This window comes from Micromonospora sp. IBHARD003 (assembly GCF_056106285.1).
The window spans coordinates 5,156,671-5,180,956 of sequence record NZ_JBWBBX010000001.1 but is presented as its reverse complement, the minus strand read 5'-3'; the positions used below and the strand labels follow the sequence as shown (position 1 = coordinate 5,180,956).

Sequence of the window (24,286 nt, the reverse complement as noted above, 5' to 3'; positions counted from 1 at the left end):
GGATGCGGTGGCGACGCTCAGGCCGGGTCCCCGGGGTCCTGTGCCGCCCGCGCCCGGCGGGACAGGGCGGCGCGCAGCACACGCTGCCCTTCCACCGAGAGGTCCAGCGCCCTGCGCAGGCCCGCACCGCCCGGGATCGACGACAGGGCCTCCAGGATCTGGACCTGCCGGCGCTGCTCCCCCGTGGCCAGCGGGCCCTGCGCACCGCCGCTCGGGTCGAGATCCTGATGGAGTTCGAGCACGAGGGCCGAGCAGGCCGCGGCCCACTCGGCGAGCGGCTCCGCGGACCACTCGGCGGGAGCGGCGCAGATCATCTTCCGTACCGGGGCGACGGCTTCGCCGATCACGGCCGGGTCGTCGAGCGCTGCCCTGGTGGTCTCGAGCTGCCCTGCCCAGCCGTCCGCACCGTCGGCGATTCCCGCCCAGAGCGGACGGAGCACGTCGGTTTCGTCGACGAGGAGGGGCAGACAGCGGTCGAGGCAGGCCAGGCCGCTCGCGGCCAGGCTCCTCTCATCCGCTTCTGCGATTAGTTCCACCAGGCTCATCGACGCCTCCCGAACGGTGCGGACGCTGCATGGTCACGTGCCTCATTCTGCGCCAGGTGGCTCAAAATCGTCACCTGGTCAGCCGAAAAGTGCCCGACTCGCCCGAAATGCCGGGCGGTTGACGCGCCTATCCGGGCTGGAACTGCCCCATGGGCGCCATCGCGCCCGAGGCCTTGGCCTCCTGCATGCGCGTCAGCCTGCGCACGAAGAGGATCGCCAGCACCGCCGCGGCGATGTCGGCCAGATCCCCGAGCATGAGACCGCTCGCGGCCTCACGGATCTCGTCGACGCTCTCGGCCTTCTCGTACGCCTTGTCCGTGAACCGGCCGATCACCCACGACACCACCCACATCGCCCACCAGGCGTTGAGGAGGCCGTCCGACGCGGCACCCTTCACCTTCTCCTGACCGAAGTCGGGCCGGGAGGCGTTCAGGATGTCGCTCGCCACTCCCCGGGGGAGCCAGAGGTTGCCGATCGGGATGAACCAGGCGCCGATCGCCCAGCCGGAGCCGCGGCGCTGCAGATCGGGCCGGAACAGCCCGGCGGTGATGCGCGCCCGGTGGAACCAGATGATGAACACGACGCCCGTCGCCAGCAACAGGACCGTGTAGAGCACACTCGAGCCGGCCATGAACAGGTCCGCGCTGTCCAGCTCGTCCTGGGTGTGGGCGGCGACGTTCTGCAGCAACGCGCGCACCTGGACGGCCGCCGCCAGCATCGCCAGATCGGCGACTATCACGAGCGACAGCAGCACGACGACCGCCTGCGCGAGCCCCGTGGGCACACGCAGCGGCGGCCCGGGTGCGTACATCGCCACCGGTGCCTGAGCCGGGTGCGGGTACGGCCCCGCGGACGGCGCCTGCGGCGCGGGCGGCATGGCCGCGGTGTTGCCCTGTGCAGCGGTGTCGCCCTGTGCAGCGGCGCAGCCGCCGCACAGTCCTCCGGCCGTCGTGGCCTGTTGCGTGGCGCAGTTGGAGCAGAGCACGGCTGAGACTTCCCCCCTGAAGTGGTACGAACGTCGCGCCTCGTCTCCCCAGGGAGGCGCTCGCGGCCGGTCACCGACCGCCCGCGGACCTTATGCGCCCCGGCCGAGCGCCGTCCAGCGGGTTATCCGGCCCCTGCGCTTGGTCCCTACGCCCGGCCGCGCCCGGGGTTCCGCCCAGGCAGGTTCGGCCGGTTCAGCCGAGCCGGTTCGCCAGCCCGGTGAACGCCGCCCAGCCGAGCGGCGGCTTGCCCGGCGTCCAGAGCTTCTGGGACACCGCCCGCAACGGCATCCGGATGCCCGCCGCCACCTGGTCCTGGGTCTGGGCCTGGGCCAGATCGCTCCAGATGGCGAGCCGGCCGCCGGGTATCTGCCCGGAGTAGCGGGCCGGGACCGCCGTGCTGCCGCGCAGGACCAGCGGGTTCCACTCCTCGTAGATGCGCCGGCCCGTGGGATAGGTGAACTCGTTGGGCTCGCCGAGCACGTAGTAGAGGTACTCGTCGTTGAGGTTGACCACCTTGCGGCCCTCCGCCAGATACTCCTGCGGCGGCCGCGCCCCGATCTCCTTGCCGGTCCAGTACTCGACCTCGATGTTCTTGTCGGCGCTGGTCACGCCCCCGCGGAAGAACCCGTCGTTCCACGCCTTGGGCTGCTTCCCCGCGGCGCGCACGACGGCGGCGCGGTCGTTCAGCCAGCCGGTCGCCAGGTCCTTCACACCGGCGTTCGGGCCGTACTTGCGTATCGCGGCCTGGGCGAGCTGCGGGTACGACGCCGCCGGATCCCGCACGGTCAGCGCCTGGTACTCGTCGGCGCCGACGTGGAACCAGCCGCCGGGGAAGAGGCCCGCATACTCGCGCAGCAGATCGTCCACGATCTTCGCGGACCCGGGCTTGGATATGTCGATGGCGCCCTGCCGCGGTGTGCCCTGGGTGTTGCGCAGTTGGAGATCCGGGTGGGCCCGCAGGACCGCGCCCAGATGTCCGGGCGAGTCGATCTCGGGCACGACGGTGATGTGCAGACTCTTCGCGAGGGCGATGATCCGGCGCACCTCGGCCTTGCTGAGGTGCTGCGCCGACACGACCTCGGGATGCGAGTCGGAGGCTATGCGGAAGCCCTGGTCGTCGGAGAAGTGCAGGCCGAGCGTGTTCAGCTTGATGTCCGCCATCTCGCGCAGCCGGGCCTCTATCCAGCCCGCGGTGTAGTGCTTGCGCGCGATGTCGACGTTGAGCCCGCGCTGCGGCCGGTCCGGCTGGTCGCGCACGACCCCCTCCGGCATGGTGCCGCCGGAGTGCAGCGCCTGCTTCAGGGTGCGGGTGCCGTAGAAGACGCCCGCCTCGTCGGGTCCGGTGATCCGGACCCGGTTGCCACGGGTGGTGAGGGTGTACGACTCCGGCGCCCCCGAACCGGCCGGGCCGAGGGCCAGCTCCACATCGCCCGGACGCACGGGGCCGCTGTTGCGGACGCCAGTCTTCAGCTCCCCGGCCAGCAGCCGGGCCTCGTCGGCGAGCGCCTCGCTGCCCTTGGCGACGACGACCGCGCTGCCGGGAGCGGGCCGCCAGCCGGGGCCGCGGGCCGCCTCGTGCGTGCGGACCGACGGGATGGTGCGGGGCGCCGTGGAGAGCGGATAGCTCTTCGTGGGGCTCGGCGTGGGCGTGGGGGAAGGGGTGGCGGCGGGGGGCCGCTGAGCGTCGGCCCGGGAGTCCGCCGGCGCACTCCCCGAGGCCCCCGACGAGCAGGAGACCACCGCCGTCATGGCGGCCACGACCGCCGCCGTCGAGCCCGTGAGCCATGTACGCCTGGACCGCCAGATCATCCGATCAGCCTCCTCATCCCGAAGAAGTATGACCAATCAAGATGAATCAGGCGAAGTCGGGCGACTTCGTCTATCATGCGCGCCGAAAACCTCTCGTCCGAGTGAAAATCATGCATCAACCGGACGCTTTCCGACCCGCCATGGATAGCGTTACAGCTCATCCACCTCACACGTTCGCAGGCATCCGCCTGCGTGGAACACCCAGGTGGCAGCTGCCGAGGAGCCGAGGAGCACACGCTGTCCAGCGCATCGCACACCGGCCTCCCGCGGGTCCCGGCCCCCGCCGGCCCCTCCCGTCCCACTCCCCTGCCCGGTCTCGAACGGTTCAACACCGCACCCCCGGGCGCCGCCGAAGCCGCCCTTCTCGCCTGCTGCGGAAGCCGCCGCTGGTGCCGGCGCGTCGCCGCCCACCGGCCCTACCCCGATCTGCACTCGCTGCTCGCCGCCGCCGACGAGGCGAGCTACGACCTCGCGGTGGCCGACCTGGTCGAGGCGCTCACCGACGAGTCGTCCTCGGCGCTGCCGCCGGGCGCGCCCGCTGCCGCCCACACGGCGCTGCACGCCGCCCAGGCCGCCTACGAGAGCCGGTTCGGCCACGCCTTCGTGATCTGCCTCGACGGCTACCGGCCCGACGAACAGCCCAACCAGATACTGGCTGCGATCCGCTCACGACTCGGCAACGATCCGGACGAGGAGCGGGTCGTCGCCACCGACGAACTCCGCGGGCTGGCGCGCGCCCGGCTCACGCACCTGGTGGCGAATCCCGCTGCACAGAGCCATTCCGGTCACCCGGAAGGCCGTCCTGATAGCCCGTCCGTGCCTGTTTGATCACACATAACGACCCCGCGCGAGGGAACCGACAACTCGTCGCTACCATGGCCGGGGCCGGTGGACCGTACCCGGCCGGGCCAGACCGACAGAGCTGTCACCTTTGGTAGAACGCTGGCGGCCGGCTCCAATCCCCGCTCCCGGAGGGTTTTTCCGTGCCGGCTGGAACGCTGTACCGCGGCCGGGAAGGTATGTGGTCCTGGGTGGCTCACCGAGTCACCGGCGTCCTCATCTTCTTCTTCCTGTTCGTACACGTGCTGGACACCGCGCTCGTCCGCGTCTCACCCGAGGCCTACGACGAGGTCGTCGCGACGTACAAGAATCCGATCGTCGCGCTGATGGAGTACGGCCTCGTGGCCGCAATCCTCTTCCACGCGCTCAACGGCCTTCGTGTCATCGCCGTCGACTTCTGGTCCAAGGGCCCCCGCTATCAGAAGCAGATGCTCTGGTACGTCCTGGTCGTCTGGATCGTGCTGATGGCAGGCGCCATCTACCCGGTCCTCGGCCACGCCGCACGTGAACTGTTCGGGTGAGGAACGACATGTCTGCTGAGACCCCTTCCGCGATCGGGGCCGTCGAGGGCGTCGGCCTCTACGACGCCGACCACCCGGCCCCCGTCATCGAGCCGCCGCGCAAGCGCACCTCGAGGACCCCGAGGACCACCCGCGGCAACTTCGAGATGGCCGCATGGCTCTTCATGCGCCTGTCCGGTGTCGTGCTCGTCGTCCTCGTCATCGGCCACCTGCTGATCCAGCTCGTGCTGGACGGCGGCGTCTCCAAGATCGGCTTCGCCTTCGTGGCCGGCCGCTGGGCGTCCCCGTTCTGGCAGGTCTGGGACCTGCTGATGCTGTGGCTGGCCATGCTGCACGGCGCCAACGGCCTGCGTACCGTCATCAACGACTACGCGGAGCGGGCGAACACGCGCCTGTGGCTCAAGGGCCTGCTGTACACCGCCACGGTGTTCACCATCCTTCTGGGCACGCTGGTGATCTTCACCTTCGACCCGAACATCCGCTAGGCACGGGGCAGAGGCGAAACCACTGATGAAGATCCACAAGTACGACACCGTCATCGTCGGCGCCGGCGGCGCCGGTATGCGCGCCGCCATCGAGGCGACGAAGCGCAGCCGCACCGCCGTGCTGACGAAGCTCTACCCCACCCGCTCCCACACGGGCGCCGCGCAGGGCGGCATGGCCGCCGCGCTGGCGAACGTGGAGGAGGACAACTGGGAGTGGCACACCTTCGACACGGTCAAGGGCGGTGACTACCTGGTCGACCAGGACGCCGCCGAGATCCTGGCGAAGGAGGCCATCGACGCCGTCCTCGACCTGGAGAAGATGGGCCTGCCGTTCAACCGGACGCCGGACGGCACCATCGACCAGCGCCGCTTCGGCGGCCACTCCCGCAACCACGGCGAGGCCCCGGTCCGCCGGTCCTGCTACGCCGCGGACCGCACCGGCCACATGATCCTCCAGACGCTGTACCAGAACTGCGTCAAGGAGGGCGTGGAGTTCTTCAACGAGTTCTACGTCCTGGACCAGCTGATCACCGAGGTCGACGGCGTCAAGAAGTCCGCCGGCGTGGTGGCCTACGAGCTGGCCACCGGCGAGATCCACATCTTCCAGGCGAAGGCCGTCATCTACGCCTCCGGCGGCTGCGGCAAGTTCTTCAAGGTGACCTCCAACGCGCACACCCTGACGGGTGACGGCCAGGCGGCCGTCTACCGCCGCGGTCTGCCGCTGGAGGACATGGAGTTCTTCCAGTTCCACCCGACGGGCATCTGGCGCATGGGCATCCTCCTCACCGAGGGCGCCCGTGGCGAGGGCGGCATCCTCCGCAACAAGGACGGTGAGCGCTTCATGGAGAAGTACGCGCCCGTCATGAAGGACCTCGCCTCGCGTGACGTCGTCTCGCGCTCCATCTACACGGAGATCCGCGAGGGCCGCGGCTGCGGTCCCGAGGGCGACCACGTCTACCTGGACCTCACCCACCTGCCGCCGGAGCAGCTGGACGCGAAGCTCCCGGACATCACCGAGTTCGCGCGTACGTACCTCGGCATCGAGCCCTACACGGACCCGATCCCGATCCAGCCGACCGCGCACTACGCGATGGGCGGCATCCCCACCAACGTCGAGGGTGAGGTCCTCCTCGACAACACCACCGTCGTCCCGGGTCTGTACGCCGCCGGCGAGGTCGCCTGTGTGTCGGTGCACGGCGCCAACCGCCTGGGCACCAACTCGCTGCTCGACATCAACGTCTTCGGGCGCCGCGCCGGTATCGCCGCCGCCGAGTACTCGGCGAAGGCCGACTACGTCGACCTGCCGGAGAACCCCGCCTCCCTGGTGCGGAAGCAGATCGACCAGCTGCGTAACTCCACGGGCAGCGAGCGGGTCGCCCAGCTCCGCAAGGAGCTCCAGGAGACGATGGACGCCAACGTGATGGTGTTCCGCACGGAGCAGACCATCAAGACGGCCGTCGAGAAGGTCGCCGAGCTGCGCGAGCGCTACAAGAACGTGTCCATCCAGGACAAGGGCAAGCGGTTCAACACGGACCTGCTCGAGGCGATCGAGCTGGGCAACCTGCTCGACCTGGCCGAGGTCATGGCCGTCTCCGCGCTCGCCCGCAAGGAGTCCCGCGGCGGTCACTACCGCGAGGACTTCCCGAACCGCGACGACGTCAACTTCATGCGCCACACCATGGCGTACCGCGAGGTCGGCGCCGACGGCTCCGAGACAGTCCGTCTCGACTACAAGCCCGTCGTCCAGACCCGCTACCAGCCGATGGAGCGTAAGTACTGATGGCAACCCCCGTACTCGAGAAGTCCGACGCGGTCCCGGCGAGCCCCGCGTCCCCGTACATCACGGTCACGTTCCGGATCCGCCGCTTCAACCCCGAGGTCTCGGCCGAGGCGGAGTGGCAGGACTTCCAGATCGAGATCGACCCGAAGGAGCGGGTGCTCGACGGCCTCCACAAGATCAAGTGGGACGTCGACGGCACGCTGACCTTCCGGCGCTCCTGCGCGCACGGCATCTGCGGCTCCGACGCGATGCGGATCAACGGCAAGAACAGGCTCGCCTGCAAGACGCTGATCAAGGACATCAACCCGGAGAAGCCCATCACGGTCGAGGCCATCAAGGGCCTGACGGTCCTCAAGGACCTGGTCGTGGACATGGAGCCGTTCTTCCAGGCGTACCGGGACGTCATGCCGTTCCTGGTGACCACCGGCAACGAGCCGACGCGTGAGCGCCGGCAGTCGGCCGAGGACCGCCAGCGGTTCGACGACACCACCAAGTGCATCCTGTGCGCGGCGTGCACGTCGTCCTGCCCGGTGTTCTGGAACGACGGGCAGTACTTCGGCCCGGCCGCGATCGTCAACGCGCACCGCTTCATCTTCGACTCGCGTGACGAGGCCGGGGAGCAGCGTCTGGAGATCCTCAACGACAAGGACGGCGTGTGGCGTTGCCGCACGACCTTCAACTGCACGGACGCCTGCCCGCGTGGCATCGAGGTCACCAAGGCGATCCAGGAAGTCAAGCGCGCGCTGATCACCCGCCGTTTCTGATCCGACGGGTCAAAGCACCGGCCAGGGGCCCGTTTCTGTACGCTCACCGTACGGAAACGGGCCTTTGTCATGCGAGAGCGGGGACTGATGAGCGTGCCTAACCCCTACCAGGACGGCGGGGAATACCAGTGGGGGCCGACACAGCCCCCGGGCACCGCCGGCGCCGGTTACGGCTACCCCAACACCCCGCCCGGATACGGCTATCCACAAGGAGTGCCGGCCGTCGCGGGCGCTCAGGGGATGCCGCTGCTCTCCATCGGGGACATCACCGTGCTGCAGGACTCGATCGTCACCCCTGCGGGCACGCTCCCCCTCAAGGGGGCGGTGTGGAACGTCACGGACATGTCCCGCACCGAGGAGAAGATCCCCACCGTCGGCATCGTGCTGGCGGTGGTCTTCGCGGTCTTCTGTCTGCTCGGCCTGTTCTTCCTGCTGATGAAGGAGAAGACGACGACGGGCTTCGTCCAGGTGAGCGTCACCAGCGGCGGCCGCCACCACACGACGATGATCCCGGCGACCGGCCCTGGCACCCTTCACTGGGTGATGGGGCAGATCAACTACGCGCGCACGCTGAGCGTCTGAGCGATTTCGGTCGCCTGGGCGTCTGTACGGCCGAACGTCAGAGCAGCGAGCACCCGGGGTTCCCCGGGTGCTCGCCTGGCGTGCTCAGATACCGTGCACGGCCGCGATGGTGAACGGAACCTCGGGAGTGCCCGGCCCCACGGGGCCGCCCTTGTCGAACTGCGAGCGCACCACGTACAGCGTCCCCTGCCGGCGCACCGCGGTCGTCGGGAACTGCAGGGCCTCGTCGGTCACCCGGCGTTCCACGCGGGCCGCGTGGCCGTCCTCGGTGATCCGCCAGCGGCTGACCGTGTCGGTGGTGTTGTGGACCACCCACAGCCTGCCGTGCTGCAGTTCCATTCCGTCGGCCATCGCCATGTCGCCCCCGTGCAGGGCGACTTCATCGATCCGTCCCGTGGTGAGATCGATGCGGTACAGATCGCCCCCGGTCATGTCCACCGTGAGCAGATAACGTCCGGCCGGGTCGGCGACGATCCCGTTGAGGGTGTACGCGTCCGGGGTGTGCGGCTCGATACGGCGGCTGAGGTCGAACCGCGGGGTGAGCGGGGCGGGCACGCCGGCGGCCTGGGCGCGCCGCAGTTGGCGCGGAGTGACGCGATAGACCACGGCGCGGCGGCTGTCGGTGAGGTAGGCGGTGCCGTCGGGGGTGAGGGCGAGGTCGTTGACGAAGACCGGGCCGTCGCCGGACACCTGGAAGCGTGCGAGCAGCCGGCGGCTCTTCACGTCGTACACGGACACTCCGGCCGTGGAGTCGGTCACCCACAGCCTTCCGCTCCGGTCCACCTTCAGACCGTTGGCGGTGTGCCGTCCGTCGGCGCCCGCAGGCAGGAACGTCTCGGCCACCCGCCGGCCGGGCGTCATCCTGAAGACCGTGCCGTCGGTGTAGGACCCGGCGTAGAGGTCTCCCGTGCGCGGGTCGGCGGCGATGCCTTCGGGGTAGACGCGGTCGCCCGGGAGTACGTACGCCGGGGAGATCCGTGTGTGCGCCTCGGCGCCGGCCGCTAAGGCCGTACGGGTGCCGGGGCCGGCGGCCTGCGCCGTGGAAGCGAGGGGGAGGACGGCGGCGACGGCGGTCACCGCCACGGCGAGGGTGCGGGTGCGTATGCGGCGCTGAAGTACGCGGGGCATGGCGTCCTCTCTTGGTGTTCTCGTCTTGGTGCCTGGTGTTCTCGCGCTCTCGACTCTCATTAGAGCCGTAGCCTTACTACGAACACGAACCATAGTTAGAACTCTAATGATCGTCAAGGTTCGAAGATCCGGGGTCGTTACCATGCGCAGATGACGTCGATGCCTGCCCCCGAGCGCCTTGGCTCCCACATCAAGCGAGCCGAACAGGCGCTCAACGCGACCAAGCACGCCGCGCTCAAGCCGGCAGGCCTGACGGTGCCGCAGTACGCGGCACTGCTGCATCTGTCGGGGAACCCCGGTATGTCGGCGGCGGCCCTGGCCAGGGCGTGCGGCGTCACCGCACCGACGATGACCACCGTGCTGAAGAACCTGCAGGAGCGCGGACTGATCGAACGCACCCCGCACGAGTGGCACAAGAACATCCTCGAGACCCGGCTCACCGAATCGGGCCGGGAGGTGGTGGCGGACGCCGACGCCCGCGCGGTACGCGTCGAGCGCGGCCTCGCCGCGGAGTTCAGCCCCCAGGAGCGGGACACCCTGATCGAGCTGCTGGGCCGCTGCATCGGCTTCCTCGACGCGGCCCGTACGGACTGAGACCGCGCCGTGGCCGCCGGTGCGCGGCAGCGGGCTTACGGGCGATCAGCCGACCGGCGGAAGACGGTCGCGGAGGAAGCCCGCGAGAAGGTCGCTCACTTCCGCGGGCCGCTCCAGCGACGGCAGATGACCTGCCCAGGCCAGTTCGACGGTCCGGGCGCCGGGGATCCGTCCGGCGAAAACGGAACCCATGGCGCGGAAGTCGTCCAGGTCGTGCGCCCCGGTGACGACGAGCGTGGGCGCCCTCACGGCGGTGAGGTCGAGGACCGGTTCGGGCGCCCCCACCTCCGAGGCGGTCGCGTCGGCCGTGCCGTCGGCCGCCACCTCGTCGCCCCGCTCATCGCCCGCCGCCTCGGCCGCCCGGTCGGCGGCCAGTTGGATCTCGAACGCGTGGCGCTGCATCGCGCGCACGCGCTCACGCACCGGCTCCTCCGCGTCAGGGCCCAGCCAGGTGGCCACGTTCAGCTCGACGGCACCCTCGAGGTCGCCCGCCTCGATCAGCTCGTCCTCGCGACTACCGAAGTCCCGTAGCGCCGGACCGGGTTGATGCCCGGGCAGCGCGGCGCAGAGCAGCGCCAGCGCGGTCACCCGGCCGGGACGACGCGCCGCGATCTCCACGGCGACCCCACCGCCGAAGGACGCGCCGACGAGTGCGGCGCTGCCGATACCGAGCTCGTCCAGGAGGGCGAGCACATCGTCCGCGTCACGGTAGGGGCGCACCGCCTCGGCCGGACTGCCGCCGAAGCCGCGGAAGTCGCAGCGCACCACCCGGTATCCGCCGCTGACCAGGTCCTGCCACTGGGCGTCCCACATCCGGCGGTCACAGACGGACGAGTGCAGGAGCACCACCACGGGGCCCTGCCCCGTCACATCGTGAGAAAGCGTCATCCGCCCCACCCTAAGGGCTGTCCCGGACGCCCGCCGCCCTATTTCCGGAGCGACTTGAACATGTTCAAGAACGGGTCTACAGTCCATGACAACACCGCTTGAACACGTTCAAAGGAGGGTGAGGCATGGACCTCACTGTGCTCGCCTACGCCGTCTACCTGCTGATCAGCGTGGCGCTCACCGTCTGGGTGGCCCGCACGCTCAGCCGCAACGGACGGGTCTTCCTCGCCGACGTACTGAAGGGGAACGAGAAGCTCGCCGATGCCGTCAACCATCTGCTGGTGGTCGGCTTCTACCTCGTCAACCTCGGCTTCGTCGCGCTCTACCTCAACCAGGACGACAGCGTCACCAGCGCCCGCGGGCTCTTCGAGGCGCTCTCGGTCAAGCTCGGTGTCGTCCTGCTCGTCCTCGGGGTGATGCACCTGGGCAACGTCTACGTCCTCAACAAGATCCGCCGGCGGGGAATGATGGAGCGGGAGCAGACCCCGCCCATGCCGCCGCAGGGCTGGACCGGCGAGCAGGGTCCCTGGGCGGCACCGGCCTCGGGAGTGTGAGCGGTCATGGGCGGCGTACCGGTGAAGCGTCTGACCGTGCTCTACGACGCACAGTGCTCGCTCTGCGTCCATCTGCGGCACTGGCTGGCGCGGCAGCGGCAGCTGGTCCCGCTGGACCTGGTGCCCGCGGCATCGGCCGAGGCCAGACGCCGCTTCCCGGACCTCGACCACGAGAGCACCCTGCGGGAGATCACCGTGGTCGGGGACCGCGGCCAGGTGTACCGGTCCACCGCCGCCTTCGTCGTCTGCCTCTGGGCCCTGGCCGAGCACCGGCCGAAGGCCCACTGGCTGGCGACCCCCGCGGGCGCGCCCTTCGCCCGGGCCACCGTCATCGCCGCCGCGAAGTACCGGGAGGCCACGGCGGCGTCCTGCGAGGACGGGCGGTGCGAGGCCCCCGTTCCGCCCCGTTAGGCTCGGGCACCGTGACCGACGTGAACGCCCCCCAGGACGACAAGAGCGACAAGTCCGCCGCGAAGCCGCCCAAGAGCGAGCAGACCCGCACGCTCATCCTCGAGACCGCCATGCGGCTCTTCCAGGAGCGCGGTTACGACAAGACGACCATGCGGGCCATCGCCCAGGAAGCCGGAGTGTCGGTCGGTAACGCGTACTACTACTTCGACTCGAAGGCGTCCTTGATCACCGGCTTCTACGACCGGATGACCCGCGAGCACGCCGCCATGACGCAAGAGCGCCTTCGGGGAATCGAGGACTTCGAAGAACGCCTTCAGATCGCGGTGACGGCCTGGGTGGAATGCGCGCGCCCGTACCACGAGTTCGCGGCCCAGTTCTTCAGCACGGCGGCAGATCCGGAAAGCCCGCTGAGCCCCTTCTCGGACGAGTCCCACCCCGCCCGCGCCCAGGCCGTGCAGATCTTCCGTGACGTGCTCGACGGCTCCCAGGTGGGCGCGAAGCTGGACCGGGAGCTGAGCGCGCTGCTGCCGGATCTCCTGTGGCTGTACCTCATGGGCGTGGTCCTGTACTGGGTCTTCGACCGGACCGAGGGCACGGAGCGCACCCAGGCCTTCGTGCTGAAGTGCACGCCGCTCGTGGCCCGCGCGGTTCGCCTGTCCCGCTTCAAGATCGTCCGCCCGCTGGTGCGTGACGCGGTGGACCTGATGCAGGAGTTCGTCGTGCCCAAGGTCCGCAGCGGCGTGGCCAAGTAGCGAAAACCCCGGCCCGGCCGTCTGCCGGAACCCTGGGGCGCCGGTGGGCGCGGCCCGAGGACTCCCGAGCCCTCACGCCCCCACACCACCCTCAACGCCCCAGGCCCCCGGATGCCCGATCGTCCGGGGGCCGTCGGGCAGGCCGCTCGCTACGGCGTGAAGACCTGCTCCAGACGGTGGATGGCGCCGTCGTCGCCGGTCTTGTACCTGAACACCAGACCGGAGTCGGGGTGCGCGTTGATCCAGTCGATCAGCTCCTGCACACCGATCCGCTGGTTCTCGGTGCTCTCGGTGATGGGCGTGGTGGCGGTGACGTACGCGGCCTGGTCGAGGGCCCAGCGGCTGTCCTCGCCGGTGACGACGAAGGGTGCGCCGTCGGTGTCCTTCCCGGGGCATCCCCAGGCTCCGTGCTGGATGACGAGGTTGACCTTCCCGGTGGAGCCGTCGAGCTCCTCGACGCGGTAGACCGCGAGCTCGTCGGGGTCGACATGGTCCGGGTCCGGTGCCTCACTGGCGCAGTCGGCGCCCGGCGCTGCCGGACCGGCGGGCTTGGCTCCGGGCTTCTCCGCAGGCTTCCCGGCCGGCTTCTCCGCAGGCTTGCCGGCCGGCTTGGCACCCGGCTTTCCGGCGGGCTTGGCACTGGGCGTCCCGGAGGGCTCGGCGACGTCGGCGGCCCCGGGCGACGGGACGGCCGTCGCACCCGCGCTCGGCGCGCCGGCTCCGGCCGCGGAGCCGTCGTCCCGGCACCCGGTGAGCACGGCGGCCATGGCGACGGCCGTGAGCGCGAGGACGACGGGTCTGAAGCGGTTGCCGTTGACGTTCATCTGAGACTTCCCCCCTGTTCCAGGCGGCCCCACGGCCGCACCCAGGACCGGGAACGTAGCAACGGCCTCGTCGCGGCGCAGTACCGGGAGGCCCGGTGTCACCGACCCGGGACACAGCCGTCACCGGGCTCGGACGGTCCGGCCGGGACCGTTGCTTTTCACGGCGGCGGACGGGCGCGGCACGGAGACAGTGCGGCGAGCACGGCGGCAACGGGCAAGCCGAGGCACACGGCGAAGGGGAAGGGCCGGGACCGTTCGGTCTGACCCGCCCCCGCGGCGAAACCGGCCGCTCGCGCGGGGGCTGACTCGGGGGCTGACTCGGCGCCGTCAGGCCTGGCGGGAGGCCAGCTCCACGATCGTGATGTCGGACGGTGCGCCGACCCGGACGGGCGGGCCCCAGGCGCCCGCTCCGCGTGAGACGTAGAGCTGGGTGTCGCCGTAGCGTTCGAGTCCGGCGAGGGTCGGATTGGCCAGGTCGGCGATCAGGTTGCCCGGCCACAGCTGGCCGCCGTGGGTGTGCCCGGACAGCTGGAGGTCCACTCCATGGCGTACGGCGTCATGGATGACGACGGGCTGGTGGGCGAGCAGCACCGCGGCCCGGCCGCGGTCACGGTCGCCGAGGGCGCGGGCGAAGTCGGGGCCGTGACCCTCGCTTTCACCCGCCACGTCGTCGACGCCCGCGAGGTCGAAGCCGGCGACCTCGACGCGGGCGTTGCGCAGCGGGGTGAGACCGAGTTCACGGACGTGGTCGACCCAGGCGTCGGCGCCCGAGAAGTACTCGTGGTTGCCGGTGACGAAGTACGCACCGTCCCGTGCCTCGAGCTGCGCCAGCGGCTCGGCGGCCCGGCCGAGATCGGCGACGCTGCCGTCGACGAGGTCGCCCACGACGGCCACGAGATCGGGCTGTGTGGCGTTGATCGTGTCCACGATCCGCTGGGTGTGGGCACGGCCGAGGATCGGACCGAGGTGGATGTCGCTGACGACGGCGATGCGGTAACCGTGCGTCCCGCGCGGGAGTTTGGCGAGCGGCACGGTGATCCGCTTCACCCGGGGCCCGCGCAGTACGCCGTACGTCCCGTAGCCGACGGTCCCCGCGGCGACCGCTGCCGCGGCACCGCCGGCGACGCGCGCGACGAACAGGCGGCGCGTCAGATCGCCGGGGGCGACGGCCCCGGGCTCCGGGGCCGTGCCGGCGGAGGGCGCATCCGCGGGGGTGTCCGCTACGGCGTCCGGCGGGGTGTCCACGGCGACCGGACCGGACGGGGCCGTGTGTTCCGCGGCCACCGTCGCGGAGCCACCGCCCGTCGCGGAGCCACCGGCCCTAGTGGGGGCCGTCACCGCTGCCGTGGGAGTCCCGGCCGTTGCTGCGGCGACCGCGCCCGCGTCCGACCCCGTGTCGGCCCTGCGCTCCAGCGCCCGCCGCAGCAACGGCCGGACACCCTCCGCCACCACCAGAGCGAGCGTCAGATAGAGCAGCACGGCGAGCCACATATAGCCCGGCCAGGCCACGGCCTGCTGGAGCCAGAACGGCGCCCCCGCGCGTCCGGAGACCAGAGCCCCGACCGAGAGCAGCGGCAGCACGATCAGGGCCACCGTGCCCGCGCGGCGCACGGCGCTGCCCCGCACCGTCGTGTCGCGGACCAGGCGCTTCCACACGTACCAGTGCACGCCCCCCAGGACGGCGAGGATCACGGCGATCACCAGCAGGACGACCAACACGGCACTGTTCCCCTATCCGAGGTGTTCGCGCTCACGGCGCAATGCGCGTACGCCGCGCAACCCGATGACCCCGACCACCGTCCCCAGGAGAAAGGACGTGATGGCGAGCAGCAGATGGACCCAGAAGTACGCAGTCGGGTCACCGGCGTCGTCGAAGGCGAGCCCGCTGGCGTCCTGCCACAGGTTCTTGACGAAAGTGACCCAGATGACCCAGCTCCATACCCCGAACGCGAGCAGGAACCAGGAGACGGGGCGGCTGAGCTTCATGGACTCAGTATCGCCACTGTCCTCCATCCCGGTGCGGCGGGGTCCGGCAGATGGGCTGTCCCGGCGGAGCTCACGGCGGGTCATCCCACCGGTGTCCGCTCCGCTGACAACTCCATGTACTTTCTCGATCGTGTCTGCTTTGAAAAAGACCACGTTGACAGTTATCTCTGCCTCTTTGCTGACTTCCCTTGCTTCCGCCCCTGCGATGGCGGCCGGCCCCGGAGTCAGGGCCTCCGGTTCTGTCAGGACGGACGGCAAGGTGCCGAACCCGCCCGCGGTGATGTCCACCGTCGGCGGTGCGCAGCTCGGCAGGCCGGGCACCCAGGTCAGTCTCGGGGCCGGCGCCCCGGTCCTCCCCAAGGACCTGTCGGCCCGCTCCTGGATCGTCGCGGACGCGGAGACCGGCGATGTGCTCGCCGCGCACAACGCCCACTGGCGGCTTCCCCCCGCCTCCACGCTGAAGATGCTCTTCGCGGACGCCCTGCTCCCCAGGCTGAACAAGGAGCAGCAGCGCACGGTCACACGGAACGATCTCATGGGTGTCGGCGAGGGCAGCAGCCTCGTCGGGATCAAGGAGAACCAGACCTACACCGTCCACGATCTCTGGCTGGGCGTGTTCCTCCGTTCCGGCAACGACGCCGTCCATGTGCTCTCCGCAATGAACGACGGCGTCGAGAAGACCGTCCGGGACATGCAGGCCCACGCCGAGGAGCTCCAGGCTCTGGACACCCATGTGGTCACACCGGACGGGTACGACGAGGAGGGTCAGGTCTCGAGTGCGTACGACCTGACGCTCTTCGCCCGCAGCGGACTGCAGAAGAGGGACTTCCGGGAGTACTGCTCGACCGTGCGCGCCAACTTCCCCGGTGAACAGAAGCCGGGCAAGAAGCGCGACACGTTCGAGATCCAGAACACCAACCGGCTGCTCACCGGCACCAGCGGCATCCAGCCCTACCAGGGCATGGCGGGCGTCAAGAACGGCAACACCACCCACGCGGGCGCGACCTTCACCGGTGTCGCCGAGCGGGGCGGCAAGGTGCTGCTCGTCACGGTGATGAACCCGTCGTCGAAGGAGGGCCAGGCCGTCTACAAGGAGACCGCCCGTCTGCTCGACTGGGGTTTCGCCGCGGCCGGAAAGGTGCAGCCCGTCGGTGAGCTCGTTCCGCCGCGTTCCGCGGACACCGGCCCCTCGGGCGGCTCGCAGTCGTCGTCCGGTGGAAGCGGCAGCGGCGGCGAGGACGGCAAGAAGAACGGCTCGGGGCCGGCGAAGGCGTCCACCGCCGCCCACGAGGGCTCCAGCGGCGTCGGGGTCGCACTCGCCATCACCGGCGGCGTGCTGGTGCTGCTCGCCGGTGCCGCGTTCCTGGTCAACCGTCGCTGGCCGCTGCCCGATCTGGTCCGCCGTCTCCCCCGGCGCTGACGCTCTCCCCGTCCTGGGCGGCGGCGGTTCCCGTCGCCGTCCAGGACGAGCTGTACAGCAGGAGCTTCGCGGTGAAGTTGATCCACAGCAGCAGGGCGACGGGCACCCCGAAGGCGCCGTACATCGATTTCGAGGCGACCCCCGCGATGTAGCCGCTCAGCAGCAGCTTCAGCAGTTCAAAACCGACCGCGCCGATCAGCGCCGCCACGACCAGCCGCCGGCGCGGCGGATGCACCGCGGGCAGCAGGGTCAGGGCGTAGAGCAGCATCACGAAGTCGGCGAGGACCGCGATGGCGAGTGCGCCGGTCTGGAGCAGCACGCCGCCCACCCCGCCCGGGTCGATGCCCAGCTTGTCGGCGCTCCAGCCGAGGGCGGTGGAGCCGAGAGCCGACGCGGCGAACGAAGCCAGCACCACCGCACCGAGCCCGATCAGCACGAGGATGTCCAGGCCCTTGCGGACGATCGGATTCCCCTCGCCCACGTCGTCGAGCCCCCAGACCGCGCGCAGGCAGTCACGCATCGACCCGACCCAGCTGACACCGGTGAGCACCAGCAGCACACCGGCGATCAGCCCGACCGCTCCGGCGTTGTCGACGAGTGCGGCGATGTTGAGCTGATCGGAGATGCCCGGCACCTGGTCGGCGAGCTTGTCCTCCAGATTCTTCAGCTGCCGGTCGGTGAGCAGCGCCGCGCCGATCGCCGCGCCGACGGTGACGAGCGGGAAGAGGGCGAGAAAGCTGATGAAGGTGATCGCGGCGGCGAGCCGGGTCCAGTGCACACGGTCGAGCCGCTCGTAGGAGCGCCAGGCATGGGTCGTCATCAGCCGCCGCAGAAGCGGTCCGATGACGGGGAGTCGGGTCAGCCAGTCCATGCCGTACGCCTGCCCTTCCCGACGCGATCCGATCCCCCTCCGCGGCGGTGATCTTGGATGGTCCCAGGGCGGCGGTCCCGGCTCCCTGTGCTCTGCCTGTGGCTCACAGACCCGCCACGGCGAGGCCGTACATCGCCAGCCACACCAGTCCGATGACCGCGAGCGGCCGGTCCCGCAGGACGACCTCCTCCGGGGCACCCGCCGCGCCCCGGTCGGCGAAGACCGCGTAGCGGAGCACCGCCAGGATGAACGCGATCATCGACAGCTGGCGCCAGGGCAGCAGCGAACCACCCGCGGCGCCGCCCGACTCCAGCGCCCAGAGGCAGTAACCGAGGACCGCGACCCCGGCCGCCAGCTGCCAGACGAAGCGCAGATAGCCGGTGGTGTACGAGCTGAGCAGCGCCCGGGTCGCACCGTCCGCGCCCGCCATCTCCACGGCCTCCGAGTAGCGCTTGGCCGCGACCATGAAGAGCGCCCCGAAGCCGGTGGTGATCAGGAACCACCGGGAGAGCGGGATCGACAGCGCCACGCCGCCGATCATGGCGCGCATCAGGAAGCCGGTGGTGACGACGGCCAGGTCCACGACGAGGACGTGCTTGAGCCGTACGCAGTAGGCGAGCTGCATCGCGATGTACGCGCTCAGCAGCGCCGCGGTCATCGCGTTGCACAGGGCCACGGCCGCGCCGATGGTCACCAGGGTCAGCAGCGTCCCGGCCGCGTAGGCGACGGGCACGGGCACCTCGCCCGACGCCACCGGTCGCCGGCACTTCACCGGGTGGGCCCGGTCGGCCTCGGCGTCGCGTGCGTCATTGACCAGGTACACGGCCGATGCGGCGCTGGTGAAGAGGACGAACACGACGGCCAGTTCGGCGGCCGTGCGCCAGGACACCAGATCGCCGGCCGCCGCCGGAGCCGCCACGACCAGGACGTTCTTGATCCACTGGCGCGGGCGTGCGGTCCTGACCAGTCCGGCCGGCAGGCTCAGCGGACGGCGTACGCGGGAGGGCGCGGGGCGGCCGGGACCGGGGCGCTGCTCCGGCTGTTCCAGGACCGCCGTGCCGGGCTCAGCCATGGGCGCCCCCGCCACCACAGCAGGCTCGCGCGCCGGCAAGGGCGGTGGCCCCGGCCAGGACCGGGCGTGCGATGCCAGGGCCGGTCCAGGACGCGACCTTGCCCGCCGTACGGACCGCGGCCCGGTCGACGCCGTCCGGCGCGGACCGCAGCCACCCCGCCCCCAGACGGGCCGTCAGCCCGCCGAGCAGCGCGCCCGCCGCCACATCCGTCGGATAGTGGACGCCGACGACCAGCCGGGACACACACATCGCGGCGGCCAGGGGCGGCACGAACCGCCGGCCCGCCGGGCACAGGGCGCCGAAGGCGACGGCCGCCGCGGCCGCGGCGGTGGCGTGCGAACTGGGAAAGGAGTGCCGGCCCGCGGTCTTCACCAGCGGCTGCAGCCGGGGCAGCCGGGGGCGCGGACGGCGTACGAGGCGTTTGACGCCCATGCTCGTCAGATGGGCCGCGCCGACCAGCGCGGTGCCGCGCAGCCAGCCGTGGCGCCGCTCGCGGTCGGCCGCCGCGCACACCAGACCCGCCGCGATCCACACCGCGCCGTGCTCGCCTCCGTGCGACAGGGCACGGGCCGCGGTGGCCACGTGCGGCTCGCGTCCGCAGTCACGCAGGGCCGCGAGCAGCCGGTGGTCGGCGCGCGCCCAGTCCGTCCAGCCCGCGGCACGGAAGCGGCGGCCCACGGTGCGGACCGTGCGCAGCGCGGCGCCGGCCGTCCCGCCCGCCGTGCCCTCCACTGTCAGGTCCTTCATCAGGTCCCTCGTCAGGTCCGCCGAGTCGGTGTCTCGCATGTGCCGCCCCTTTCGATCGACCAGAGGCGACTCTTCTCAACCGGAGCCGATCATTCACGGCAATCTTTGATGACACTCGTTTAATCACCCATTTCGGCGAGTCAGCCGACAATGAGGGCAATTCACCTATAACTGGCGGTAGCTTCCGTGCATGTCCGCCGACTGCTCCGTCGACTCCCGCTCCACGACCGGCCCTTCCACGACCGGCGCACCTCCTGCCGCCGCGACGAGCGCACCTCCCGCCGCCACGGCAGGGCGGCTTCCCGCAACCGTGACCGGCGAACCTCCCGCGGTCGTGACCGGCTGGGGCCGCACCGCGCCGTCGGCCGCGACGCTCGTCCGCCCCCGTACCCACGAGGAGGCGGCAGCGGCGGTACTGCGCTGCGGGGCGCGCGGCTCCATCGCCCGCGGCCTCGGGCGGGCGTACGGCGACGCGGCGCAGAACGCGGGCGGGACCGTGCTCGACATGACCGGCCTCGACCGGATCCGCACCGTCGACGCCGAGGCGGGCATCGTGGTGTGCGACGCGGGCGTCAGCCTGCACCGGCTGATGGAACTGCTGCTGCCGCTCGGATGGTTCGTCCCGGTGACGCCCGGGACCCGACATGTGACCGTCGGCGGGGCCATCGGCGCCGACATCCACGGCAAGAACCACCATGTCTCCGGCTCCTTCTCGCGCCATGTGCGCTCGCTGGAACTGCTCACCGCCGACGGCGAGGTGCGCACCGCCCTGCCCGGCACCGATCTGTTCGACGCGACGGCCGGAGGCATGGGGCTGACGGGGGTGATCCTCGGTGCCACGCTGCGGCTGCTCCCCGTCGAGTCGTCCCTGATGTGCGTCGACACGGAACGGACCGCCGACCTGGACGAGGCGATGGCCCGGCTCGCCGCGGCCGACGACCGCTACACGTACTCGGTCGCCTGGGTCGACCTGCTGGCCCGTGGCGGGGCGACCGGGCGCGCGGTCCTCACCCGCGGCGAACACGCCCCGCTCGACGCGCTCCCGCCGCACGCCCGGCACCGCGCCCTGGACTTCCGGCCGCGTACGCTCCCCGCCGCACCCGGATACGCGGGCCTCGCGCCGGACTTCGTACCGAAGGGGCTCATCGGGCGCACGTCGGTGTCCCTGTTCAACGGCCTCTGGTACCGCAGGGCACCGCGCTCCCGCGCCGGTGAGCTCCAGCGGATCTCCGCGTTCTTCCACCCCCTGGACGGCGTACCGCACTGGAACCGGGTCTACGGACGCAGCGGCTTCGTCCAGTACCAGTTCGTGGTGGGGTTCGGCCGGGACGAGGTGCTGCACCGGATCGTGCGGCGCATCGCCCGCCACCGCTGCCCCTCGTTCCTCGCCGTGCTCAAGCGGTTCGGGGAGGGCGACCCGGGCTGGCTGTCGTTCCCCATGCCCGGCTGGACGCTCGCGCTCGACGTACCGGCCGGGCTGCCGGGGCTGGGCCCGCTGCTCGACGCGCTGGACGAGGACGTGGCGGCGGCCGGCGGCCGGGTGTACCTGGCCAAGGACTCCCGGCTGCGGCCGGAGCTGCTGTCCGCGATGTACCCCGGGCTCGAACGTTTCCGGGCGCTGCGCGCCGAGCTGGATCCGCGCGGGGTCTTCGTGTCGGACCTGTCCCGCCGGCTGTCGCTGTGACGGTCCCGGCGTGCCCAAGGGCTGTCCCGTAGGGCCTTTCGTTTCCGAACGATGAAGGAGACTCCACCATGAAGGACGCCTTCGGCGCACCGCAGTCCCTGCTCGTCCTCGGCGGCACGTCCGAGATCGGCCTGGCCACCGCACGCCGGCTGGTGGCCCGCCGCGCGCGTACGGTCTGGCTGGCCGGGCGGCCGTCCCCCGCCCTGGACGAGGCGGCGGCCTCGCTGCGGAGTCCGGTCACGGACGTGCGCACCGTCCCGTTCGACGCGCTCGACCCCGCCGGGCACGAGGAGGTCCTCGGCAAGGTCTTCGCCGAGGGCGACATCGACATGGTCCTGCTCGCCTTCGGTGTCCTCGGCGACCAGGCGCGGGACGAGGCCCAGCCGCTCGCGGCGGTCCGGGTCGCCCAGACCAACTACACCGGCGCGGTCTCGTCGGGGCTGGTCTGCGCGGCGGCTCTGCAGGCCCAGGGCCATGGCTCACTGGTCGTGCTGTCGTCGGTGGCGGGCGAGCGCGCCCGGCGGGCCAACTTCATCTACGGGTCGTCGAAGGCCGGCCTCGACGCCTTCGCCCAGGGGCTCGGCGACGCCCTGTACGGGACGGGCGTGCATGTGATGGTGGTCAGGCCGGGATTCGTACGGTCGAAGATGACGGCGGGCCTGCCGGATGCACCGCTGGCGACCACCCCGGAGGCGGTGGCCCTGGCCATCGAGACGGGTCTGCGGCGGCGTTCCGAGACCGTCTGGGTGCCGGGGCAGCTGCGGATGGTGATGTCGGCGCTGCGGCACGCGCCGCGCGCGGTGTTCCGGCGGCTGCCGGTCTGAGGCCGCTCCGAGCCCTGCGGGCGACGGGGCTCCCGCGCCGGGCCCGGTACGCGTGCGTACCTGTGCCGGGTGCGGGAGCCCCGTCGTGTCACGGTGGGTCAGGAGTTCAGCGCCGGCCCGGTGTCCGGCGGAACCGTGACCGTGGGCCCCAGGACGATGAACGTGTCCACCGGGCCGGGGTCGCCGGTGGCACCGGTGGCGCCTGTCGCTCCGGTGGAACCCGTAGCACCCGTGGCCCCCGTCGAACCCGTCGCACCGGTGGCCCCCGTCGAGCCCGTCGCACCCGTGCGACCCGTGGCGCCGGTGGCGCCCGTGAAGCCCGTCGCACCCGTGAAGCCCGTCGCACCGGTGAAACCCGTCGGGCCCGTGGGGCCCGTCGCACCTGTGGGACCGAGCGCGCCCGTCGAACCCGTCGAACCCGTCGAACCCGTGGGGCCCGTGGGGCCCGTGGGGCCCGGCTTGCACCGGTCGGGTCCGTTGGCGCCGTCCGGGTCAGCGCCGGTCGTCCAGGGCCCGTTGCACTTGTCCCCGCCGTTCGGGGGAGGCGCGATGTGGAACGGCGAGCCGGCGCCCGGTGCCTGCACCGCGGTGGCCGCGGGCATCGCGATTCCCATGAGGACGAGCGCGGCGGACGCGATCGCACCGCCGGTATGCCATGTGCTCCGACGGGGCAGCGGCCCCAGCGGTGAGCGGGGGGGCGGTGTGCACTGAGAGGTCATGCGTGTCTCCTATCGTTCGGGAAGCGGCCGTCATCGCTGGAGAGGACCGGACGACGGCCCTGTCCCCCTCCCGGCAAGGGCCTATGGCGCGGTCTCAGGGGCGCACACCGCGTAAGGCGTGAAGGTGATGGGCTCGTCGGATTCGTTGACGAGAGACACCTGCCATGCGTCGCCGACCGGCTTGCTGGTGAAGTCGCTCGGCGGCGGGCCGCTGATCTCGTGACCGCCACCGGTGATGACACTGCCCTCCGGGCACTCGGCCCGCGCCGACGCGGGGACCTCGGCGACCGCCACACCGAAGGGGCCGGCGCCCACGCCGACGGTGGTGGTGACGGCATCGGTCGTGGTGTTGATCACCGACACGTTGTTCGAGAGGAAATTGGTGACGTAGGCGAAGGCGCCGTCCGGGGCGACCGCCACACCGACGGGGTTGTTGCCCACGGAGATGGTGGTGGTGACGGTCTCGCCGGTGGTGTCGATCACCGAAACGACGCCCGGGTTCCCCAGGTCGGGGACGTAGGCCTTACTGCCGTTCGGGGTGAACGCCACGTCACGCGGGTCGCCGGTGGGAATGGGGATGTTGTTGGTGACCGTGTTGGAAGTGGTGTCGATCACCGCCACGAGGTCCGAGTCCTGGACGGCCACGTAGACCTTGGCGCCGTTCGGTGAGACCGCCAGACCGATAGGGGTGGTGCCGACGGGGATGGTGGTGCTGACCGTGTTGGTGGCGATGTTGATCACCACGACGCGACCGGTTCCGGTATTGCTCACGTAGGCGGTGTCGCCGTCCGGCGTGATCGCCACGTCCACGAGGTTTCCGCCGACCGCGATGGTGGTGGTGACGGTGTTGGTGGCGGTGTCGATCACCGTCACATCGCCGGAGGTCTCGTTGGCGACGTAGACGCGGGTGCCGTCCGGGGTGACCGCCAGCCCGCCCGGGCCGTCACCGACGTCGATGGTGGTGACGACCGCGTGGGTGAACGTGTTGATCACCGAGACGGTTCCGTCGGTGAGGTTGGCGACATACGCGCGGGTGCGGTCCGGAGAGATCGCCACACCGGTGGGGCCGGCCCCGACGACGATGGTGTCCACGACCGCGTTGGTGTCGGTGTCGATCACCGATACGGTGCCCGCCTGCTGGTTGGCCACGTAGGCGAAGGTCCCGGCCTGCGCCGCCGCCGGAGTGGCGAGCGCCAGCGGGGCGGCCAGCCCCGCCACCACGGCCACTCCCGCCGCCCAGGACCGCAGCAGCCACCACCACGAGCGTCTGCGGCCTTCTTCTCTGCCGCGGGCGGTTGCCCGTGGCCTCACCCGCAGCACTGCGATACCCGACATGAAGACCTACCTCCCGTCTGCACACCGAGGTGTGTGCCCGGCGTGCTCGAGTGCCGAAATCCCGGCGCTCCCCCGGGCCCCGGACCGGGTCCCCGGCGCGCCCTTGGCGCCGGTTCGCCGCTGCGACGCTAGACACCGGGTCGGGGAGGGAAGCGTCTGACATC

26 protein-coding genes are annotated in these 24,286 nt (G+C 71.1%); 13 read left to right on the top strand and 13 right to left on the bottom strand.

Annotation, left to right across the window (positions count from 1 at the left end; translation table 11 throughout):
• Window positions 1-17 precede the first annotated feature (17 nt).
• The 3 genes from ACTWOL_RS23090 to ACTWOL_RS23080 all read right to left on the bottom strand — a co-directional run bounded on the left by ACTWOL_RS23090 (window position 18) and on the right by ACTWOL_RS23080 (window position 3,340).
• A complete protein-coding gene (locus ACTWOL_RS23090) occupies window positions 18-545 on the bottom strand; it encodes a hypothetical protein (RefSeq protein ID WP_474298656.1) in 528 nt (175 codons plus the stop codon).
• 127 nt (window positions 546-672) lie between these two features.
• Entirely contained in the window at window positions 673-1,530 is an 858-nt protein-coding gene (locus ACTWOL_RS23085) for a DUF4328 domain-containing protein (protein ID WP_474298655.1), read from the bottom strand.
• Window positions 1,531-1,723: 193 nt separating this feature from the next.
• Window positions 1,724-3,340 (bottom strand): beta-N-acetylhexosaminidase, encoded by a 1,617-nt coding sequence (locus ACTWOL_RS23080; protein WP_474298654.1) that lies wholly within the window; start codon window positions 3,338-3,340, stop codon window positions 1,724-1,726.
• Window positions 3,341-3,532: 192 nt separating this feature from the next.
• On the opposite strand from ACTWOL_RS23080, the gene ACTWOL_RS23075 reads away from it, so the two are divergent.
• The 6 genes from ACTWOL_RS23075 to ACTWOL_RS23050 all read left to right on the top strand — a co-directional run bounded on the left by ACTWOL_RS23075 (window position 3,533) and on the right by ACTWOL_RS23050 (window position 8,312).
• Window positions 3,533-4,168 (top strand): 2-oxo-4-hydroxy-4-carboxy-5-ureidoimidazoline decarboxylase, encoded by a 636-nt coding sequence (locus ACTWOL_RS23075; protein WP_474298653.1) that lies wholly within the window; start codon window positions 3,533-3,535, stop codon window positions 4,166-4,168.
• Between the two features lie 155 nt (window positions 4,169-4,323).
• Window positions 4,324-4,701: a succinate dehydrogenase, cytochrome b556 subunit gene (gene sdhC / locus ACTWOL_RS23070; RefSeq protein WP_474298652.1), complete on the top strand. Its 378-nt coding sequence runs from the start codon at window positions 4,324-4,326 to the stop codon at window positions 4,699-4,701.
• Between the two features lie 8 nt (window positions 4,702-4,709).
• On the top strand, window positions 4,710-5,186 hold the full coding sequence (locus tag ACTWOL_RS23065; protein WP_474298651.1) for a succinate dehydrogenase hydrophobic membrane anchor subunit: 477 nt from the start codon (window positions 4,710-4,712) through the stop codon (window positions 5,184-5,186).
• A 25-nt stretch (window positions 5,187-5,211) separates the two neighbouring features.
• Window positions 5,212-6,966: a succinate dehydrogenase flavoprotein subunit gene (sdhA, locus tag ACTWOL_RS23060; protein ID WP_474298650.1), complete on the top strand. Its 1,755-nt coding sequence runs from the start codon at window positions 5,212-5,214 to the stop codon at window positions 6,964-6,966.
• Window positions 6,966-7,730 (top strand): succinate dehydrogenase iron-sulfur subunit, encoded by a 765-nt coding sequence (locus tag ACTWOL_RS23055; protein WP_474298649.1) that lies wholly within the window; start codon window positions 6,966-6,968, stop codon window positions 7,728-7,730. The genes sdhA and ACTWOL_RS23055 overlap by 1 nt, the downstream gene beginning before the upstream one ends.
• A gap of 93 nt (window positions 7,731-7,823) precedes the next feature.
• Window positions 7,824-8,312 carry a hypothetical protein gene (locus tag ACTWOL_RS23050; RefSeq protein ID WP_474298648.1) on the top strand — a complete coding sequence of 163 codons (489 nt, stop codon included), beginning with the start codon at window positions 7,824-7,826 and terminating at the stop codon, window positions 8,310-8,312.
• A gap of 84 nt (window positions 8,313-8,396) precedes the next feature.
• Here the strand turns inward: ACTWOL_RS23050 and ACTWOL_RS23045 are convergent, their stop codons facing one another.
• The gene (locus tag ACTWOL_RS23045; protein ID WP_474298647.1) at window positions 8,397-9,440 is read right to left on the bottom strand and encodes an SMP-30/gluconolactonase/LRE family protein; all 1,044 of its coding nucleotides are present in this window, start codon (window positions 9,438-9,440) and stop codon (window positions 8,397-8,399) included.
• A 150-nt stretch (window positions 9,441-9,590) separates the two neighbouring features.
• Here ACTWOL_RS23045 and ACTWOL_RS23040 point away from each other — a divergent pair, with 150 nt between their 5' ends.
• A complete protein-coding gene (locus ACTWOL_RS23040) occupies window positions 9,591-10,034 on the top strand; it encodes a MarR family winged helix-turn-helix transcriptional regulator (protein ID WP_474298646.1) in 444 nt (147 codons plus the stop codon).
• Between the two features lie 45 nt (window positions 10,035-10,079).
• Here ACTWOL_RS23040 and ACTWOL_RS23035 read toward each other — a convergent pair whose 3' ends face one another.
• Window positions 10,080-10,922, bottom strand: coding sequence for an alpha/beta fold hydrolase (locus ACTWOL_RS23035; protein ID WP_474298645.1), 843 nt, complete (start codon window positions 10,920-10,922; stop codon window positions 10,080-10,082).
• A gap of 125 nt (window positions 10,923-11,047) precedes the next feature.
• Between ACTWOL_RS23035 and ACTWOL_RS23030 the strand changes: the two genes are divergently transcribed.
• Genes ACTWOL_RS23030 through ACTWOL_RS23020 form a run of 3 tightly spaced genes read left to right on the top strand, consistent with a single transcriptional unit; the run spans window position 11,048 to window position 12,639 of the window.
• Window positions 11,048-11,476 carry a hypothetical protein gene (locus ACTWOL_RS23030; protein WP_474298644.1) on the top strand — a complete coding sequence of 143 codons (429 nt, stop codon included), beginning with the start codon at window positions 11,048-11,050 and terminating at the stop codon, window positions 11,474-11,476.
• Between the two features lie 6 nt (window positions 11,477-11,482).
• Window positions 11,483-11,887, top strand: coding sequence for a thiol-disulfide oxidoreductase DCC family protein (locus ACTWOL_RS23025; protein ID WP_474298643.1), 405 nt, complete (start codon window positions 11,483-11,485; stop codon window positions 11,885-11,887).
• Window positions 11,888-11,898: 11 nt separating this feature from the next.
• Window positions 11,899-12,639 (top strand): TetR/AcrR family transcriptional regulator, encoded by a 741-nt coding sequence (locus ACTWOL_RS23020; RefSeq protein ID WP_474298641.1) that lies wholly within the window; start codon window positions 11,899-11,901, stop codon window positions 12,637-12,639.
• 149 nt (window positions 12,640-12,788) lie between these two features.
• On the opposite strand, the gene ACTWOL_RS23015 is transcribed toward ACTWOL_RS23020, so the two are convergent.
• From ACTWOL_RS23015 to ACTWOL_RS23005, 3 genes are all read right to left on the bottom strand, one after another.
• Window positions 12,789-13,463 (bottom strand): hypothetical protein, encoded by a 675-nt coding sequence (locus tag ACTWOL_RS23015; protein WP_474298640.1) that lies wholly within the window; start codon window positions 13,461-13,463, stop codon window positions 12,789-12,791.
• 327 nt (window positions 13,464-13,790) lie between these two features.
• Complete coding sequence (locus ACTWOL_RS23010; protein ID WP_474298639.1) at window positions 13,791-15,182, bottom strand: metallophosphoesterase; 1,392 nt, start codon at window positions 15,180-15,182, stop codon at window positions 13,791-13,793.
• A 12-nt stretch (window positions 15,183-15,194) separates the two neighbouring features.
• Window positions 15,195-15,449 carry an SCO4848 family membrane protein gene (locus ACTWOL_RS23005; RefSeq protein ID WP_474298638.1) on the bottom strand — a complete coding sequence of 85 codons (255 nt, stop codon included), beginning with the start codon at window positions 15,447-15,449 and terminating at the stop codon, window positions 15,195-15,197.
• Between the two features lie 259 nt (window positions 15,450-15,708).
• Between ACTWOL_RS23005 and ACTWOL_RS23000 the strand changes: the two genes are divergently transcribed.
• Entirely contained in the window at window positions 15,709-16,869 is a 1,161-nt protein-coding gene (locus ACTWOL_RS23000; RefSeq protein WP_474298637.1) for a D-alanyl-D-alanine carboxypeptidase family protein, read from the top strand.
• Here ACTWOL_RS23000 and ACTWOL_RS22995 read toward each other — a convergent pair.
• From ACTWOL_RS22995 to ACTWOL_RS22985, 3 genes are all read right to left on the bottom strand, one after another.
• Window positions 16,817-17,740, bottom strand: coding sequence for a YihY/virulence factor BrkB family protein (locus tag ACTWOL_RS22995; RefSeq protein WP_474298636.1), 924 nt, complete (start codon window positions 17,738-17,740; stop codon window positions 16,817-16,819). The genes ACTWOL_RS23000 and ACTWOL_RS22995 overlap by 53 nt on opposite strands.
• A gap of 103 nt (window positions 17,741-17,843) precedes the next feature.
• Window positions 17,844-18,812, bottom strand: coding sequence for a decaprenyl-phosphate phosphoribosyltransferase (locus ACTWOL_RS22990; protein WP_474298635.1), 969 nt, complete (start codon window positions 18,810-18,812; stop codon window positions 17,844-17,846).
• Window positions 18,805-19,599, bottom strand: a complete 795-nt coding sequence (locus tag ACTWOL_RS22985) for a phosphatase PAP2 family protein (RefSeq protein ID WP_474298634.1) — start codon at window positions 19,597-19,599, stop codon at window positions 18,805-18,807. Before ACTWOL_RS22985 ends, ACTWOL_RS22990 begins: the two co-directional genes overlap by 8 nt.
• Before the next feature lie 151 nt (window positions 19,600-19,750).
• Here ACTWOL_RS22985 and ACTWOL_RS22980 point away from each other — a divergent pair, with 151 nt between their 5' ends.
• Together ACTWOL_RS22980 and ACTWOL_RS22975 are read left to right on the top strand one after the other, a co-directional pair.
• A complete protein-coding gene (locus ACTWOL_RS22980) occupies window positions 19,751-21,244 on the top strand; it encodes an FAD-binding oxidoreductase (RefSeq protein WP_474298633.1) in 1,494 nt (497 codons plus the stop codon).
• Window positions 21,245-21,312: 68 nt separating this feature from the next.
• A complete protein-coding gene (locus tag ACTWOL_RS22975) occupies window positions 21,313-22,068 on the top strand; it encodes a decaprenylphospho-beta-D-erythro-pentofuranosid-2-ulose 2-reductase (protein ID WP_474298632.1) in 756 nt (251 codons plus the stop codon).
• Window positions 22,069-22,166: 98 nt separating this feature from the next.
• Here the strand turns inward: ACTWOL_RS22975 and ACTWOL_RS22970 are convergent, their stop codons facing one another.
• Together ACTWOL_RS22970 and ACTWOL_RS22965 are read right to left on the bottom strand one after the other, a co-directional pair.
• Window positions 22,167-22,787, bottom strand: a complete 621-nt coding sequence (locus tag ACTWOL_RS22970) for a hypothetical protein (protein ID WP_474298631.1) — start codon at window positions 22,785-22,787, stop codon at window positions 22,167-22,169.
• A gap of 81 nt (window positions 22,788-22,868) precedes the next feature.
• Window positions 22,869-24,122: a beta-propeller fold lactonase family protein gene (locus ACTWOL_RS22965; RefSeq protein ID WP_474298630.1), complete on the bottom strand. Its 1,254-nt coding sequence runs from the start codon at window positions 24,120-24,122 to the stop codon at window positions 22,869-22,871.
• Window positions 24,123-24,286 lie beyond the last annotated feature (164 nt).

What these genes read in the sequence shown, in the direction of transcription:
- ACTWOL_RS23090 (WP_474298656.1), bottom strand. Translation starts at nt 545, where the DNA reads ATGAGCCTGGTGGAACTAATCGCAGAAGCGGATGAGAGGAGCCTGGCC.
- ACTWOL_RS23080 (WP_474298654.1), bottom strand. Translation starts at nt 3,340, where the DNA reads ATGATCTGGCGGTCCAGGCGTACATGGCTCACGGGCTCGACGGCGGCG.
- ACTWOL_RS23065 (WP_474298651.1), top strand. Translation starts at nt 4,710, where the DNA reads ATGTCTGCTGAGACCCCTTCCGCGATCGGGGCCGTCGAGGGCGTCGGC.
- sdhA (WP_474298650.1), top strand. Translation starts at nt 5,212, where the DNA reads ATGAAGATCCACAAGTACGACACCGTCATCGTCGGCGCCGGCGGCGCC.
- ACTWOL_RS23055 (WP_474298649.1), top strand. Translation starts at nt 6,966, where the DNA reads ATGGCAACCCCCGTACTCGAGAAGTCCGACGCGGTCCCGGCGAGCCCC.
- ACTWOL_RS23045 (WP_474298647.1), bottom strand. Translation starts at nt 9,440, where the DNA reads ATGCCCCGCGTACTTCAGCGCCGCATACGCACCCGCACCCTCGCCGTG.
- ACTWOL_RS23040 (WP_474298646.1), top strand. Translation starts at nt 9,591, where the DNA reads ATGACGTCGATGCCTGCCCCCGAGCGCCTTGGCTCCCACATCAAGCGA.
- ACTWOL_RS23035 (WP_474298645.1), bottom strand. Translation starts at nt 10,922, where the DNA reads ATGACGCTTTCTCACGATGTGACGGGGCAGGGCCCCGTGGTGGTGCTC.
- ACTWOL_RS23030 (WP_474298644.1), top strand. Translation starts at nt 11,048, where the DNA reads ATGGACCTCACTGTGCTCGCCTACGCCGTCTACCTGCTGATCAGCGTG.
- ACTWOL_RS23025 (WP_474298643.1), top strand. Translation starts at nt 11,483, where the DNA reads ATGGGCGGCGTACCGGTGAAGCGTCTGACCGTGCTCTACGACGCACAG.
- ACTWOL_RS23015 (WP_474298640.1), bottom strand. Translation starts at nt 13,463, where the DNA reads ATGAACGTCAACGGCAACCGCTTCAGACCCGTCGTCCTCGCGCTCACG.
- ACTWOL_RS23005 (WP_474298638.1), bottom strand. Translation starts at nt 15,449, where the DNA reads ATGAAGCTCAGCCGCCCCGTCTCCTGGTTCCTGCTCGCGTTCGGGGTA.
- ACTWOL_RS22995 (WP_474298636.1), bottom strand. Translation starts at nt 17,740, where the DNA reads ATGGACTGGCTGACCCGACTCCCCGTCATCGGACCGCTTCTGCGGCGG.
- ACTWOL_RS22990 (WP_474298635.1), bottom strand. Translation starts at nt 18,812, where the DNA reads ATGGCTGAGCCCGGCACGGCGGTCCTGGAACAGCCGGAGCAGCGCCCC.
- ACTWOL_RS22985 (WP_474298634.1), bottom strand. Translation starts at nt 19,599, where the DNA reads ATGCGAGACACCGACTCGGCGGACCTGACGAGGGACCTGATGAAGGAC.
- ACTWOL_RS22980 (WP_474298633.1), top strand. Translation starts at nt 19,751, where the DNA reads ATGTCCGCCGACTGCTCCGTCGACTCCCGCTCCACGACCGGCCCTTCC.
- ACTWOL_RS22975 (WP_474298632.1), top strand. Translation starts at nt 21,313, where the DNA reads ATGAAGGACGCCTTCGGCGCACCGCAGTCCCTGCTCGTCCTCGGCGGC.
- ACTWOL_RS22970 (WP_474298631.1), bottom strand. Translation starts at nt 22,787, where the DNA reads ATGACCTCTCAGTGCACACCGCCCCCCCGCTCACCGCTGGGGCCGCTG.
- ACTWOL_RS22965 (WP_474298630.1), bottom strand. Translation starts at nt 24,122, where the DNA reads ATGTCGGGTATCGCAGTGCTGCGGGTGAGGCCACGGGCAACCGCCCGC.